The organism is Bartonella sp. AS69XJJH, from assembly GCF_042195585.1.
Lineage (GTDB): Bacteria > Pseudomonadota > Alphaproteobacteria > Rhizobiales > Rhizobiaceae > Bartonella.
The window spans coordinates 18515-35492 of sequence record NZ_JBHIOO010000006.1 but is presented as its reverse complement, the minus strand read 5'-3'; the positions used below and the strand labels follow the sequence as shown (position 1 = coordinate 35492).

Here is a 16978-nt window from a genome sequence, read left to right as displayed (position 1 = left end):
ATCACGGAGTCGCAAGAGGGGTTGGCTGTGTATGGAATATGAATGTTCCACTTAAGGCGTGGTCTTTAAAAGAAACTGTATAAAAAATTTTTTGGTTTATTTCTTCTGGTGCGAAATAGAGTGGAGCACTGAAGAGTGTATATTCTGCGTTATCACTGACTTTTCTTGCTGCTCCAATTTGCATTTCTCCTCCATCTAAAAAGAGAGAGGAAGGAGTGGTTTTGTTGTTATTTTGTATTTTTATAAGAAGCGTACTGTTATTTTTTTCGGCACTTATTTTTAGTGCATTCTGCATCATGCGGGGCAAAGAATCTTGAGCATTTTTTAATAAGGAAGCAGGAAGATGTTTATTTTTAAGAGCAGAAGGCGAAAAATCAAAGTTAACAGTAAATGGAAGACAGATTTTATTACATAATCCAAGAGTGAAAGCACCACTTAAATTTTTGCTTGAAGCAGAAAGATTGAAGGGCAATATTACTTTATCTTTATAGCCTAATGACCAATCATTTTCTGTTTCGAAAAGTTGTGGAGTAGGATAAAAGATTTCATAAGAAACTTGTTGGTTGAAATTAAAAAATGGCGCCATGCCAGAATTACCTGGATTACGCCAGTAAGTTTTCCATCCTGGTTTAAGCACAATCTCAATAATGCCTTCTCTTATTCCAGAAAGAGAAGGTTCAGTGATCGCTAATCGGATACGACCACCATCTGATTCATACCAAGATGTTGCGAAAAGCTGGAGTTTTTGTTCTGTTTGAGCATTTACAGGAATGTTAAGTAATTCTAAAACTATGAATGTTAAGCTTAAAGTAATGAAAAGCTTTTTATAAAAGAAAGTTGCGATATTTTGTAAATTTTTAAATATATGACTTTTTTTCATTGGAGTTTTATTTTCCTAGTGTGCTAAATGAACAAACTTTTATCATGTAAATTATGGAGAATAACAGATTAATGAAGCGGTGTAATGGCTTTTTAGGTGGACAATTACTCATAGCAATGCCTGGAATGAATGACAAACGCTTTATTCGTTCTGTTATTTATATTTGTGCGCATTCTGATGCCGGTGCGATGGGCATTATTCTCAATCAATTGCATCATATTGATTTTCCAGAGCTTTTGCTTCACTTGGGCGTCATAGACAGTGGCCAAAAAAAAAGCCTTTCTGAACCAATAAAACAGTTTCCAGTTCGCTATGGTGGTCCTGTTGATCCTTCGCGTGGTTTTGTCCTTCATTCAGATGATTATGCTTGTGAAGAAACTGTTTTTATTGCAGATAAGGTCTGTTTTACTGCGACAATTGATATATTAAAAGCAATCAGTTGCGAACAAGGTCCGCAACATGCATTGGTAGCATTAGGCTATGCTGGATGGAAAGCAGGGCAACTTGAGGCAGAAATTTCTACAAATGGTTGGCTCATCAGTTCTACATCACCTAGTTTTCTTTTTGAAAGCGATTTAAGCTGCAAGTATGATAAAAGTTTAACACGCATGGGTATCGATCCAACTTATCTTGCTTCTGAAATGGGACACGCGTAGAGTTTTTTCTAAGCTTTTTAACTTTATACGTTATTTTATCCCTTATGTTTTTATTTTATAAGGGAAATGGCTCTGAACGAGCGTAATTAATTCTTCTATGGCAATCGGTTTCGTCACAAGTGTACTTTGAACATATTTACAGCCTTCTTGACGGAGGAAGATTGCTTCTTTTTCATTTTCAACACCTTCTGCGATAATTTGCAAATTAAGATCTGTTGCCATATTAATGATAGACTTTAGAACAATTTTCTTTTTAAGAGAGTCGATTGAGATAAGTGAACGATCAAGTTTAACCATATCAAATGGATAACGTACGAGATAGGTCAGAGACGAATAACCTGTTCCAAAATTATCGAGTGCGAGATTCATTCCAAGTGTCTTAATTTGTTCGAGAAAGTGCGCTGATTGTTCAGGATTATTTCTTAAGACAAATTCAGATATTTCAATCATCAAACGCCCTTTGTGGAGCGGATGGCGAAGCAAAGCGGCGCGCAATTGACTGATAAAACGAGGATGAATCATTTCTGCGCTTGGTAAATTAATTGAAATAAAGAAAGATTGTTGGGAAAACTTTTCTTGTACATTTATAAGATCAATAATAGCATTATCGATGATAAATTGTGACAAATCCATAACAATTTGTTCGTTTTCTACGATTTTTATGAAATCAGAGACATTTAAATTTCCATAAGTGGGATGATGCCATTCTACAATTGTTTCAAAACCAATAATATGTCCATCTGATAAATTAAGAATAGGATGGTAGAGGATTTTTATCTCATTACGTTTTATGGCATAATGAACATCTTTCTCCAGAGTATTATGTTCGAGACCCAAAGTGCGAAAATTAGGACGAAAAGGTTCTATATGGTTTCCGCCCATTTGTTTTGCACGAATCATCGCTAATTCACTATCATTAAAAATATCTTTAGCCGTCGATCGGCTTTCACTCCATGTAACCAATCCGATAGACGTTGAAAGGATTATTTTGTTTTCTGAAAGTGAAATAGGTGCTGAAATTGTTTTGTGCAAATGATCTGCAAATGCTGCAATTTTTTGTGGTTCAGTTTCACTGAGTAAAATAATTGCAAAGCGGTCTGCTGAAAGTCGCGATAAGGTGTCTTGAAAGTTAATAAGACGGTTTAAACGACGTGCGATTATAAGCAATACAGTATCCCCAACTGCTATGCCTAATTTGCGATTAATTTGGCGAAAATTGTCAAAATCAATCATAAAGACAGTCGGTCTAATTTTGATATTTGCTTTCGCCAAAGAGGTATAATTTTGTAGTCTATCAAAGAAAACTTGTTGGTTAGGAAGGCCGGTTAAGCTGTCGTGGATTGCATCATGCAATAAGCGTTCTTCGGATTTTTTATGGTTAGTAATATTGACAATGGTTCCAATGACACGTGTGATTTTCCCATCTTTTTGCATAGCCGGACGTGCACGAAGAGAAAACCAATGATAATAACCACCACCGGAAGAAAGCCGAAAAATTTGATCAATGCGCCCTTTTTTATTTTTAAGAATGATATCTAATACAGCTTGAAAGCGTTCACGATCATCATGGTGCAAGGCTGAAATCCAGTTGCGCATAGGTCCATTGAGGTTATGAATTTCAGTACCAAAAAGGGTTGCCATGTTTGGATGCACAACAATACGGTCACGCTCAATGTTCCAATCCCAAATAATATTTCCAGCTCCCTTTGCTGCGAGTACTTGTTGTTCAAGGTCGGAAAATATTCCTTCATGGAAAGCGTCATTAGAAAAAGTTTGTTGCAGGACAGTAAAGCTGATGAGAAGAACAATGAGCACTAATCCCCCCGCTAATGCTGGCTGGATAATATCATTGTTTAAATATCCAGCTATACAGGCATAGGCTCCAACACACCAAAAGCTAATAAGCAACCATGTTGGAATAAGCATAATAGCGCGGTCATAGCTTCTGATTGAGAAATAGATGATTAATAGTATACCAAGCACAGCGGTAAGGCCAAAAGACAAACGCGCAATTCCAGCTGCTCTAATTGGATCATAAATAGCAAAGGCTCCCAGACTGCAAAAGGCAATGGTCCAAGCGATAGCACCGTAACTAAAATGATAATGCCAGCGGTTAAGGCTGAGATAGGTAAAAAGAAAAATGAAGAGTGTAGCAGTAAGTGCTACTTCTGTACCAGCACGCCAGATTGGTTGTGTTGTGAGTGTAACTGCAAAGAATTTATTTAAAAAGTTGAAGTCAATACCAATATAAAAAAGCACGGCCCAAGCAACAGCAGCTGTTGCAGGAAACAGCCCTGTTCCACGGACGACGAAGAGAACAGTTAACAAAAGCGCTAAGAGACCCGATATCCCAAGAAGAATACCATGATAAAGCGTATAAGAATTAATTGCATCTTTATAAGCTTCAGGTTGCCATAAATAGATTTGCGGTAGATTGGCAGAGTTAAGTTCGGCCACAAATGTAACAACCGCACCTGGGTTAAGGGTAATACGAAAGATATCAGAGTTTGCACTAAGTTGACGATCGAGGGAAAAACCTTCGCTTGGCGTTATGGATTGAATCCTTGCTGATCCAAGGTCGGGCCAAAAAAATCCAGAATGCGCCATGCGGTAATGGGGAGCAACGATGAGACGATCGATTTGTTCATCTGTTGGATTTGCAAGAGAAAAAACTGCCCAATTTCCGGAAAAATTTTCATTTTTTGCCTGCACCTCAATACGCCATACAATACCATCTGGTCCTGGCGCTGTACTTGTTTGAAAAATAGAGTTGTTTGTATGGTGAATTTCAATTGCTTGTGAAAGATCAAGCGCAGCATCCTGAGGAGAAATTTTAACTGGTTCAATTGCTTGTGCTGATGTAAGATGGACAAGAGAACTAACGACTACAATGAAAATGATGTCAATTATTTTACGCAAACTCTTCACAATGTCCCACTCTCAATATTTTAGGATGTTTAATTTTCATTTCGATTTCTGAGAAAAAACGCCCACCTTTTATAATTTATCTACATAATAAATTGTTATCACTTTTTCTTAAGTTATGTGGTTTTATATACAAATAAACTACATACCATTTGCTTCAATGGAACTTGAAGCGAATGAAATTTTATATTTTAAAAGGGCAAAGTTAAACCATGAAATTCCAGATTTCACAAATATACCTTCACTTATTAGAATCTTTATCACATGAAGTATGAATTGGGTAGTTTTGTACGCTTCTTTGCCCAATATTTCCAAAACTTATTTAATGAGGAGAGCTTTTGTGGTAAATTTTATGATAAAATATGTGTATGTTATGTGATGCTGCTTTGAAAAGAAGTTTTTACTTTAGCTTGTATGAAAGTGTTGACGTTAAATCATCAAAATTTATGAGGGGTCCTACAGGTCCAACAGCAGTTAGTGTTGGCGTGGAGTTTGTAAAAAGACGATGTGCTAAATCAGTTAATCTTTGAGGAGTGATGAGACTGAGGCGTTCAATTGTTTCCGATATTGGAATTGGTCGACCATAAAGGAGTATTTGGCGAGCAATGAGGTGTGCTTGACTAGAGGGATTTTCCTGTGACATTGTCAGATTCGCACGATATTGCGTTTGTGCTCGTTGCAGTTCATTGGCGTGAATATTTTTGCTGACCTTGGAAAGTTCATCAAGAATCACAGGAATAAGTTCTTTGAGCCCTTCTTGTCTGGTAGCTGCGTGAACACCAAAAAGCCCAGTATCTGAAAATCCCCAATGAAAAGCATAGATAGAATAGCATAATCCACGTTTCTCTCTTACCTCTTGAAAAAGACGTGAAGACATACCACCACCAAGAATGATTGAAAGAATTTGGGCCGCATAAAAATCACGCGCGTGATAAGCACGCCCTTCAAACCCTAAAACAACTTGTGTATCCATTAAATCGCGATATTCACGAAAGTCGCCACCGACATAATTTGCAAGATTAGTAAGAGGTGCGGTTGAATGGGAGCGAAAAGTACCAAGACGACTTTCAACTTCTCGCAAGAAACTTTCGTGCTCTACAGCTCCTGCAGCAACGACAATCATACGATCTGCACTATATTGTTTATTGATGAAATCATGGAGATCAGTAGATGTAAATGATTGAATAGTTTTAGCTGTTCCTAAAATAGAGCGCCCAAGGGATTGATGACGAAAGGCTGTTTCTGTAAAGTGATCAAAAACAATATCATCAGGAGTGTCATGGGCGGCACCAATTTCCTGAAAGATTACTTGTTTTTCTCGTTCTAGTTCATCGTCGTCAAATTTTGAATGCATTAAAATATCGGCCAAAATGTCTATAGCAAGTGGAATATCGCTTTTAAGTACACGTGCAAAGTAAGCTGTTGTTTCAATACTGGTTGTGGCATTGATTTCACCGCCAACATCTTCAATATCGGTTGCAATTTGAAAAGCAGTGCGGTTTTCGGTTCCTTTAAAAGCCATATGTTCAAGAAGATGAGCGATACCATGCTGTGTAGAGGTTTCATTGCGTGAGCCTACTTTAACCCATATCCCGAGGGCAACACTATCAATTTGTTGCATTGTATGTGTGGCGATAGTCAAACCATTACTAAGGCGACATATATCTACATCCATGTATTTACAACTCCATTAAGTAAGCTAAATACCTCATTGTAAGGGTATTAGAATATTCTTGATTTAAATTAATGCAGCTAACTTTAATAAGATGCACGTGATTTTAAAGAGATATAATCTTTTACTATTTTTTCATCATTAGCAAGACTTATAAAGTGTTCTTCGCGTTTCATTACATCATTGAGATGAGATGGCCATGGGGCATGCAGGCCACAAGCACTTTTAATAGTATCAGGAAATTTAGCTGGATGAGCCGTGGCAAGGACAATCATTGGAATATGCGGTTTTTTGTTTTCACGCGCTACTTGAAGAGCGACGGCTGTATGTGGATCAACAAGATAGCCACTTTCTTTATAGACACTATCAATTGTTTGAGCTGTTGCAGCCATGGTGCTTTTCCCAGCGGAAAATAGGGAACGAATATTTTTGAGTTGCTTTTCATTAAGAGTAAAATGTCCTGATTGTTTCAAGTTTTCCATTGCATTGCGAATCCACTTTGGATCACGATTGCCACTTTCAAAGAGCAAACGTTCAAAATTAGAAGAGACCTGAATATCCATAGAAGGTGATGTTGTATGGACTATTGGTTGTGTTTCGTAAGTACCACTGATCAATGTACGTACAAGGATGTCGTTATCATTCGTTGCGATGACCAGTTGAGCAATGGGTAATCCCATACGGGCTGCAACGTAACCTGCAAAAATATCACCAAAATTTCCAGTAGGAACAGTAAATGAAACAGCTCTATCAGGAGATCCTAAGGAAAGTGCAGATGAAAAATAGTAAACAATTTGCGCCATAATACGCGCCCAATTTATAGAATTAACACCTGAAAGCGCTCTTTTTTTACGAAAATTGTGGTCATTAAACATTGCTTTGACAAGAGCTTGGCAATCATCAAAATTTCCTTCAATGGCAATGGCATGAACATTTGAACATTGGTTGGTGGTCATTTGCCGTTGTTGAACAGGTGATACACGTCCTTTAGGAAATAAAATAAAAATATCTGAGTGTTCTTTTCCAGCAAAAGCTTGTATTGCAGCTCCTCCTGTATCACCTGATGTTGCAGCAATAATCGTTGCACATCTATTTTTTTCAGTCAAAACATAATCCATCAGTCGAGAAAGAAACTGCATTGCTACATCTTTAAAAGCTAAAGTAGGACCATGAAAGAGTTCAAGGATAAATTCATCTGTTCCAGTTTGTCGTAACGGACAGATTGCTGGATGGTGAAAGGTTGCATAAGATTCAGCGATCATCTTTTCAAAAGCTGTATATTCGATTTCGTTATTCACAAAGGGCCACAGAATAGTTTTAGCAATTGTTGTATAGGACTGACCACGAAGTGCTCGTAACGCATCAAATGATAGCTGAGGAAATTTATCTGGCAGATAAAGTCCCCCATCACTTGCCAATCCTGTCATGATCGTTTCCGTAAAGCTTAAAGCAGGAGCTTCACCTCTCGTGCTGATATATTCCATAAGTCTTATCCTTTTTTATTTCGGGCAAATTGGTGAAGTTATTTATTTCACGTTTTTCATAATATTTAAATTATTAAATGGATAGAGTTTCTTTTCTTCTTTTTAACTCAATAATGAAAGGAAAGAGTCTTAAGCATTTTTATTTTTGAGATATAAACGTCAAATGTGCACAGAAAATCTGTTACAGTCGAAAATTTTCTCTCTATTATTCATTCACTTAAATTTTACAACGTATCTTCACTTGTACACCTTACTTAAATAATAAAACCAAATAGATAGAATGGTATTTATTGAAGATTTTTTTGTAAAACTCAACCATTCATAGTTATTTTATACTCTTATACTTTGTAATAATTAAATCTGCTAAAATGAATTTAAAACTATACATATCAAGATTCATAATAGAAGATTTATAAGGTAATTTTATGGCATTTCATGCGCAAATCTATACTTTGAATACTCTTTTTTAGCTTAATTTATCATTTTGTATAATAATAGATATTATATTTGTGCTATACAGGATGGTAACCGAAAGTTTATCCATAGAAAACATAAAAACAGCCTGCTAAATGATGTGAAGCAGGCTGTAAAATATTCTTATTTTAAATAGAAAAAATCACGGAGTATCTTTGAATTATTTTCCTTTAATTTTTCCTATTGCACATCCGATTATCCCGCTAAATATGGACATAACAAATCCAGTCAAAAATCCAAAACCCAAAGCTCCTACTGTAGAAAAAATTCCTAGCGTAATTGGTTCAAACACTTTCTCAAATTTTCCTTCAAAGGCAGATTCACTTTTTGCTTTATGAGTGAAACTTGGGACATAAAGAGCAGCTATATCGATAGCTTTTTTCTTTCCTTGTTCTATTAAAGAGACAGTTTCCCATTGAGTATCATTTTTCCAATGATTGGCATGAACATTTATAACTTGTGAAAGCAAAAAAGAAACTGCTATTAAAATATTTAATACGTAAGTTTTCAATACTTTAATCATAATTTATCACCAATCTTTTATTTTATTTTAATCTGAATTGAATAGATGCATCGGCAGAATTAGTACACATCGAGAGAAACAGAAGCATTTAAAGCTTTTTTCATTCTTAGTGTGATAATTCATTAGTTTTTTGTCATCAATAATGGGTCAACACAGAATATATCCATAGTTTACATTTCATATGAGAAGGTTTTATTCTGATGAAATTTCAATTTTAACGAGATGTAAAATACGATATTATTTTACTTATGATCCATCCTAAAAACATGCCTATCGTACTTGATGCATATCCAAGTGCCATCCCCATACCAAAATTCCCGATTGTAAGAGGTTCAACGACCTTTTCAAATTTTCCTTCAATAGTAGTTTCATTATCCATTCCACGATTTAGACTGGGTCTATAGAGAGAAACGGTATGGATTGCATCCTTTCTTTTCTGCTCTATTGTAGAAACAGAAATATTCTCACGATGAGTATTATTTTGCAAAGAGTTTGCATGCACATTTACAACCTGAGAAAGAGAAAAGGCAGACATAATGCAAATACTTAACATATGATTTTTAAACAATTTAATCATAATTTACCTCAAATATTTTATACTATTCAATATATGTGTAAATTTATACTTTGGATATTTGGATATAATCTACAACATTTATCTTTTGTAGAAAGGTGAGCTTCATTATGTAATTATTTACAATGAATTATAGAAACACAATGAAGCTATTATTCTAGAGTTCTAGATGAGGTTGAATTATTTGAACATCAATACTATGTCCTTTATCCAACTTATTATTGATCCTATAAAACTCATTGCATATCCAGTAAGCAATAATCCCATTCCTATAGTCATAGGTTCAACGACCTTTTCAAATTTTCCTTCACTTGTTGTTCCATTTTCTGTTTTATAATTTACAGATGGAACATAGGAAGCAGCCGTAGAAACTACATTGGATTTCGCATATTTTACTTGTTCCATTGGGGAAACAGAAAGTTCCTCTTTTGGAGTATCGTTTTTCAAATAGTTTGCATTAACATTTACAGTTTGTGAAATAAAAAAAGTGCTCGCTATAAAAATGCTTAAGATATAATTTTTAAATATTTTTACCATAACTTTACCTCAAATATTCTTAAATTATATATGTAAGAAATATACATAATGTTTATATATCTCACCCTATATAAAATATATTATTTCAATATGTATTTTTAGTCAATAATAAAAATACATATAAAAATATAACTGTAATTTTTAATAAACATTATTGTAAAAAAGTAACAGTAATAATTACAAAAATATTCTTAAAAATTTTATGAAATATTTCGTTATGTGTTATATATAAATAACATGTGGTTATCATATAATTTTTATAAAATGATATTAATATTATTTTTTAATACATTCATAGATAATAAAATTGATCAAAATTTTTACATACTAAATATATAAAAATTATTTAGTATCTATTATAAATTGACACGATAAAATTTCATGATTCATAGTATTTATTATAGATGCTAAAAATATATAGTTCTATCATCGTATAAAATAGGGCTCTAATTGGATAAAGATAAATGATATAATCTTTATTTCGCCAATGTGAACAGCATATTACTATGATGCAAAGCTGTGTATAGAAGAATATAAATTCCTACATATTTATAAGTGCCGAAAGATCAGCATTGGATAATATTTTTTAACATTTTCTTCTTTTTAAACTGAAAAGCCACTTTTATTTTTAGAAAGAGTGTTTTTCTTAAAGTGGGATTACTTTTGAAAAGATCTGATTTCATTGCTTATTTAAAAAGTCTATTAAGTGCTTTCGGAAAATTTTGAGCAACTACTGGTATCTCTTTACGTTGTTTTACATGATTATATGTTTCATATTTATGTGCTTTTTTAAGAAACCCTTCTCAAGGTACTCAAGCCTATTCTGCAATGATGCACATGAGTGATACAATGGTAAATCCCCATAATATAAAATTCTTAGGGCATCAGAATCTTTGACGTTTATAAAGAAAAAAGATGGCATCGCCATACGCTTTGCTCGCTCCTAATGTTGCTACAATCTTTGCCTTTTGAGATGATTCATTAAGAGGCATTTTTATTTCTTTATTTATTTGATTCAACCAGATTTGAAATGAGGGAATCTTACAATATTCGGTTTTTTGTTTAATTTGAATAATGATAAAATTGATGATTATAAATCAATATGTTGTCTACGAATGACTTGGTATGAAATGTTTTTTATAAAATGCACATCTTCATAAGAATGTATTCTTTTTGTCTTTTGTAATCTTAGGAAGGTTGTACCAATTGATGCTGTTAAATTACTGTTGAAGCAGCAAAGTAAATAAGCCTTCAATAAGTTTACGAGATTTGGATTGAGTAAATATAAGCCCTTCTAACTCAACAAGGACTCTTTTGTTGTTTTCAGTAAACTCTTGCATTTCATAGATTCCGCGAATTTTAACGTGTTCCCCCAGGATCAATACGCACATACACTACAATTTTACTATGTTGGGTAATGTACGTAATAAGCTGAGAGGACGTGGTTTTGGCATCGCAATTTTCACATCTTATCGAGCAAGGTATCGTAATATTCCTTTTTGATACATATAATAATTTATCAGGCTGGGCTGCTGAGGTTGGGAGTGGGATATCGGAGTTGAGATAGATAAGCAGGGTTTGATTGTTATGAGTTTGCACCCCTGTTTTTTGTTTTTTTAAAGCACGTGCAATGGTTAACTGACTTATGATTGTTCAACGAGGTGCTATATTTTTTCCTTCACATTGAGATGCAATTCACTTGTGTCGTGAATTACACATTTATTGAAGTTATTATAAAAGGAGCAGCGAGAAGAGAAGGGTATTTGAATAAAAATGCTTCTTACAAGAGTTTACAAACTGATATATCCAAGAGTTTTTTTTATAATAGATCTCGCCATACTGCCATTGCTTCTAAGACTTCTCCTAAATGAGCATGTTTTGCGATAACTGTTTCTGCGCCAGCTTCTGCAAGGGCATTAGAGTGACCAAGATAGCTATGTGATCCTCCCGTAAAGCCGATGACACGCATGCCTGCTGCTATGGCTGCGTGGACACCATGAATTGAATCTTCTATAACGATAGTGTTTTTGGGCTCTACTTGTAATTGTTGTGCGGCAAAAAGGAAAACATCAGGGGCCGGTTTCGTTCTTTTTGTTCCAACTTCAGGTGCTGAAAATATTTTACCTTCAAAAAGGTTATAGAGATCAACCGTGGTGAGCATCTCTTTTATATCTACGCTTTTTGCATTAGAGCAGATACAGTAGGGATAGCGTGTTTGAATAATTTCTACAGCTTCTCTTACATCATCGATAGCCCGTAATTCAGTTTTTATTTGTGTACGAAAAATATTAGTCATCTGATCTATGAGATGAGCAGAAATTGGTTTTTCTGTTTCCTGTTCAACGTGTTTAAGAATATCGCGAAAGATAAGCCCTGCAAAACGCTCACTCAATTCTTCGGGTGATATTTCATATCCTGTTTGTTTGAGCAATTGAGATCCAATTTTTGCTGCAAGATATTCAGAGTCGACGAGAACCCCGTCACAATCAAAAATAATAAGATCTATCTGAGGCATAAGATATTCCTTTACATGTTACGAGATGGACAACTTTCATAAAAACGATATTGAGAGGACCTTATTTCATAAAAATACGCTTTGAAAATGATTCTTAATTATTTTACGAAATAAAAGATATGGGAACAGGACATTGAAAAAAAGAAAAATAAGGTTTCATTCATATGAAAGTTTTTTTACTTAAAAAAACAATTATCAATTTTATAGAATTTTAACGATACGTTTACGCTATTTTGTAAATATAGATTGGTAATGCGGGCCTATAAACTATTTTGATTGATTATAGGGCAAATTCAGTTAATTTTGTTGGGTTTTTCATGACAGTTATTCAGCTTCAAAAAGATTTTCTTCGTACTCCCTCACAGATGCCATGGCGCAATAAAATTTTTAAAGGAGATTGTGTTTCCGTTCTAGAAAAACTGCCAAAACATTCGGTTGATATGATTTTTGCGGATCCACCCTATAATTTACAATTGGATGGAGCTTTATATCGTCCAGATCATTCGCTTGTTGATGCGGTTGATGATGCATGGGATCAGTTTGAGAGTTTTGCTGCTTATGATGCGTTTACCCGTGCATGGTTGCTTGCTTGTCGTCGTGTATTAAAGCCCAACGGAACACTTTGGGTTATCGGATCTTACCATAATATTTTTCGAGTTGGGACGGCATTACAAGATTTAGGTTTTTGGATGCTTAATGATATTATTTGGCGCAAAAATAATCCGATGCCTAATTTTCGAGGGCGACGTTTTCAAAATGCGCATGAGACGCTTATTTGGGCCGTGCGAGATCAAAAAGATAAAAAGTACACATTTAATTATGATGCCTTAAAAGCGGCAAATGAAGATCTACAAATGCGTTCAGATTGGCTTTTCCCTCTCTGCACTGGAGCTGAACGTTTAAAAGATGATTCAGGGCGTAAATTACATCCAACACAAAAACCGCAAGCATTATTAGCGCGTATTATTATGGCTTCTAGTAAACCTGGCGATGTTATTCTTGATCCGTTTTTTGGTTCGGGAACAACAGGGGCTGTTGCCAAGCTTTTAGGGCGTGATTTTGTTGGGATTGAACGCGAGCAAGATTACATTGATGCAGCATGTGAGAGAATTGCTGCGGTTAAACCTTTAGCGCAACCAGAACTAGCGATTTTGGATAGAAAAAAAGCAGAACCGCGCGTAGCATTCAACAGTTTGCTTGAAGCAGGTTTACTCTATCCCGGAGAAGTTCTTTATGATCGCAAGAAGCAAGTATCTGCTATTGTAAGAGCTGATGGTACGATTATGCATGGTGGTGAAGCGGGCTCAATTCACGCAATGGGAAGAAAAGCTCAAGATTCGCAGAGTTGTAATGGTTGGACTTTTTGGTATTATGAGGAAAATGGACGGTTGAAGTCCATAGATCATTTAAGAATGATCATACGTTCACAAATGTTAAAAACGGGTGTTGTATGAACTAAGCTGATTGCTTCATTCTATTGATCACTAATGTACCTGATCTTGATTGAGATCGAGGTGAAGGTGTTTTATGCCTTTCTTAGATGTTGTTTATTGACACACTAATCCCACTTGTAAGCGGCAAGCGAGTATTTTTTGCTTCTTGTAGAAGAAATTAAAATGAGAAACTTTCACTCTATGTTCTCATTTGAGTTTCAAAATAGTAAAATTTCAATATAATTTTGTGAAAATGAAAGACCAGAATTAAAAGGCTCATTCAGAAGTACAAAATTAAGTGCTTTTTTGAGATAATACGCACATCTGTAAAGTGTGTATGATATAATTGATTTATAAAGATAATTTAGCGTTATTCACATTGAGGTTTTCCCCGAATATCGTCAAATTTTCTTATTTCGGACCTGTTCCATATTGAATCAATGAAATTTACTTGCTTACATGTCATCAGCGGAGTTGGCGTGTGAATAAAAATTGTTAAAGAAAGAACTAAAAGTACTTTTTATGAACTGTTTCAAGTGCCAAGGGTTGTTGTAGGGGATTGGTAAATATAATGATGGTGCCGATTTGCTCCTTCATGAGCGAAAAAAGGATAGATCCTGAAATTTAAATCTAAGCTTTTCTATCCCTCCTTCATTCTTATTTGTAGAAAAAATTGGTTATTTCATTTTTTTAAATTTTTCAGATTAAGAAATGGTCGCTAGAGATACAAAAGTCTCCGTTAGAAAATATTTTTACGAATAGGAAAGATTATTTAAAACTGAAAGAATTGGGAAGCGCTACGGAAATGGCTTTTTTCATAACAGTAGGTAATGCTTCTTCGGCAAGATGTTGAATGTTACACCACCAACCATTTTCACAGTTCATTTCATGAACATCCTCGGTATAGTAAACATCGAGCTTTAGAGAAAAGTGAGTAAAAACATGCGTAATTTGTCCTTTGAATTGCCAATTAGCCGTAAAGGGTGCGTTTTGGAGCCCATTTTCGTTGTTTATGCCAATATTGTTAGGAATTTGGGTCATTCCACCAAGGAGTTTTTGCGTCTGTCGTTTTTCCAAATAAATTTGTCTCTTTTTATTAAGGACCACAAAAGCAATACCTGTTTTTGAAGGGCGTTCTTTTTTAGGGGCTTTGACTGGAAAAGATTCCGGTTGTTGCGTTTTTGCTGCTTTGCATAAACATTGCAGAGGACAGGTATAACAAGATGGTTTGCGTGGAGTACAAACTGTTGCTCCCAAATCCATCATTGCTTGAGCAAAGTCGCCAGGACGATTTAAAGCAGTAATTTTTTGTGTTTTTTCTTTAATTTCAACTTTTGCTTTTCGTAATATTGAAGTGATAGCAAAAAGGCGCGCTACCACACGTTCGACATTACCATCAACCACTGCTACAGGGTGGTTAAAAGCAATTGCAGCAATAGCTGCGGCAGTATAATCTCCAATGCCGGCTAGAGTTCGCAATTCTTTTACAGATTGTGGAAATTGTCCCGCGTAGTTTTCAACAAGCTGTTGCGCACATTTTTTAAGATTACGTGCGCGTGAATAATAACCAAGTCCAGCCCATGCTTTCATGATATCATCTTGTGAGGCTTTTGCTAAAGAGGAAAGATCAGGCCATAGTTTCAGAAACTTTTTAAAATAAGGCTTAACTGTTTCAACGGTTGTTTGTTGAAGCATGATTTCAGAAAGCCAAACTTGATAAGGATCAGGACGGATACCTTGTTTTTGCTTTTCGGGGGTAATCCGCCATGGGAGATGTCTGTGATTTTGATCGTACCAAGCAAGGAGGTGCGAAGAAATTTCATACATGATTGCTTTCAAGCATAGGGAGATATAAAATGCAAAAGAAAAAATTATTTATTTGGTAATTCATGTTTTTTTCTCTTTTATTGTCAAGCCTCTGGTGAGAAAAGGCTTTTTATTTTGTTGATACTCCATAGATTGAGGAGGCAATAATTTTTTAGATGAAACAAATAATTTTAATTTAGTAAGCGGTTGAACAATGATATAAAAATGAGAAAACAACTTAAAAAACGTATCTTTTATTCTCTTTCTGAGACGGTATACAAAATACTTGATCCAGTTTTACGCAAACGAACAGGGCTTAATGTAGCGCTTATAGAACATTGGCCACAAATTGCGGGCTATGATATCAGTGAATATACAATACCGCTTAAAATTATTTGGAAACGTCGTGCAGACCAAGATGAAGTTTTTCAACCAGCAACACTTGTTGTCGCATGTGAAGGATTTGCTGCGTTAAAATTGATGCATGAAACAGAGGAATTACTTCATAGAATTAACGGATTTTTTGGCTATATTGCTATTGATCGCATCAGGATTGAGCAAAGGAGTATGTCGGTTTTTATGAATCACTTGCCTCTAAAACCGCCTTTGAGTGAACAAGACAAAAAATGCGTGGAAAAAATGCTTGAAGGAATTGAAGATAAAAGCTTGCACCAAGCACTTTATAAACTTGGCTGTTGCATTTTCTTGGAAAAAAATAATAAATAGAAAGATATTTTATATATTTTTCTTTAATATATGAGAAAGCATTGGATTCCTATTCGTTAATAACAACAGAAAAGTATTATTTATGGTAAAATATCGTTCTTTTTTATCTTTCGGGATAATTTTTCTCTTCATAACGATTGTACAAAACAGTGTAACAGTTTCTTTAGCGCGTGATCTAAAACCAGTGGCAACTGTTGATATGGCAGAGCTTCTCCAATCGGGTAAAGTAAAGGATCGCTTTGAGGGAGAGGCGGATGCACCAGTCGTCATTGTTGAGTATGCTTCGTTGACATGTACCCATTGTGCGCATTTTTATGATGATATACTTCCCCAAATTCGTAAAAAATATATCAAAACAGGAAAAGTAAAACTTATTTTCCGTGATTATGCTTTTGATCCTCGGGCAACAGCAGGTTTTATGTTGGCACGGTGTGCACCAGAAGATCGCTATTTTCCTTTGATAGAAGTTTTATTTCAAAAACAAAATGAATGGGCTTTCGGAAAAGATGCTCTGACACCATTGAAAAAAATTGGCTTAATGGCTGGTTTTACAGATGAAAGTTTTACTGCGTGTTTGAAAAATCAGTCCATTTTAGATGAAGTAAATGCATCTTTTGAACGCGGTAAAGAGCTTGGTGTCACAGCAACACCTACTTTCTTTATTAATGGTAGTAAATATGAAGGTGCCATGAAAGTAGAAGATTTTTTTTCGGTGATTGATAGTTTTCTTAAAAACTGAATCTTAATTTTCCAGAAGATGGATAGTGATACTT

13 protein-coding genes are annotated in these 16978 nt (G+C 35.0%); 4 read left to right on the top strand and 9 right to left on the bottom strand.

All coding sequences use genetic code 11. The annotated features are described in order from the left end of the window. Position 1: 1 nt before the first annotated feature. Positions 2-880 carry a protein-disulfide reductase DsbD domain-containing protein gene (locus ACFIK6_RS04310; protein WP_375641960.1) on the bottom strand — a complete coding sequence of 293 codons (879 nt, stop codon included), beginning with the start codon at positions 878-880 and terminating at the stop codon, positions 2-4. A 71-nt stretch (positions 881-951) separates the two neighbouring features. Between ACFIK6_RS04310 and ACFIK6_RS04305 the strand changes: the two genes are divergently transcribed. Then, positions 952-1536, top strand: a complete 585-nt coding sequence (locus ACFIK6_RS04305; RefSeq protein WP_012754832.1) for a YqgE/AlgH family protein — start codon at positions 952-954, stop codon at positions 1534-1536. A gap of 42 nt (positions 1537-1578) precedes the next feature. On the opposite strand, the gene ACFIK6_RS04300 is transcribed toward ACFIK6_RS04305, so the two are convergent. From ACFIK6_RS04300 to ACFIK6_RS04270, 7 genes are all read right to left on the bottom strand, one after another. After that, on the bottom strand, positions 1579-4464 hold the full coding sequence (locus ACFIK6_RS04300; RefSeq protein WP_375641961.1) for an EAL domain-containing protein: 2886 nt from the start codon (positions 4462-4464) through the stop codon (positions 1579-1581). Positions 4465-4861: 397 nt separating this feature from the next. Next, positions 4862-6136, bottom strand: a complete 1275-nt coding sequence (locus ACFIK6_RS04295; protein WP_375641962.1) for a M16 family metallopeptidase — start codon at positions 6134-6136, stop codon at positions 4862-4864. 83 nt (positions 6137-6219) lie between these two features. Then, complete coding sequence (gene thrC, locus ACFIK6_RS04290) at positions 6220-7617, bottom strand: threonine synthase (RefSeq protein WP_375677408.1); 1398 nt, start codon at positions 7615-7617, stop codon at positions 6220-6222. Positions 7618-8251: 634 nt separating this feature from the next. Next, positions 8252-8614, bottom strand: a complete 363-nt coding sequence (locus ACFIK6_RS04285) for a hypothetical protein (RefSeq protein WP_375641964.1) — start codon at positions 8612-8614, stop codon at positions 8252-8254. Between the two features lie 214 nt (positions 8615-8828). After that, positions 8829-9191 (bottom strand): hypothetical protein, encoded by a 363-nt coding sequence (locus tag ACFIK6_RS04280; RefSeq protein WP_375641965.1) that lies wholly within the window; start codon positions 9189-9191, stop codon positions 8829-8831. A gap of 177 nt (positions 9192-9368) precedes the next feature. Continuing rightward, on the bottom strand, positions 9369-9725 hold the full coding sequence (locus tag ACFIK6_RS04275) for a hypothetical protein (protein ID WP_273722969.1): 357 nt from the start codon (positions 9723-9725) through the stop codon (positions 9369-9371). Between the two features lie 1819 nt (positions 9726-11544). Next, a complete protein-coding gene (locus ACFIK6_RS04270) occupies positions 11545-12240 on the bottom strand; it encodes an HAD family hydrolase (RefSeq protein WP_375656569.1) in 696 nt (231 codons plus the stop codon). Between the two features lie 365 nt (positions 12241-12605). On the opposite strand from ACFIK6_RS04270, the gene ACFIK6_RS04265 reads away from it, so the two are divergent. Continuing rightward, positions 12606-13694, top strand: a complete 1089-nt coding sequence (locus ACFIK6_RS04265) for a site-specific DNA-methyltransferase (RefSeq protein WP_375641986.1) — start codon at positions 12606-12608, stop codon at positions 13692-13694. Between the two features lie 747 nt (positions 13695-14441). Here the strand turns inward: ACFIK6_RS04265 and mutY are convergent. Beyond that, the gene (gene mutY, locus ACFIK6_RS04260) at positions 14442-15500 is read right to left on the bottom strand and encodes an A/G-specific adenine glycosylase (RefSeq protein WP_375677407.1); all 1059 of its coding nucleotides are present in this window, start codon (positions 15498-15500) and stop codon (positions 14442-14444) included. A 204-nt stretch (positions 15501-15704) separates the two neighbouring features. Here mutY and ACFIK6_RS04255 point away from each other — a divergent pair, with 204 nt between their 5' ends. Both ACFIK6_RS04255 and ACFIK6_RS04250 read left to right on the top strand, forming a co-directional pair. Next, on the top strand, positions 15705-16205 hold the full coding sequence (locus ACFIK6_RS04255; RefSeq protein WP_375641967.1) for a DUF721 domain-containing protein: 501 nt from the start codon (positions 15705-15707) through the stop codon (positions 16203-16205). Between the two features lie 82 nt (positions 16206-16287). After that, positions 16288-16944, top strand: a complete 657-nt coding sequence (locus ACFIK6_RS04250; RefSeq protein WP_375641968.1) for a DsbA family protein — start codon at positions 16288-16290, stop codon at positions 16942-16944. The last annotated feature ends 34 nt before the right edge of the window (positions 16945-16978 follow it).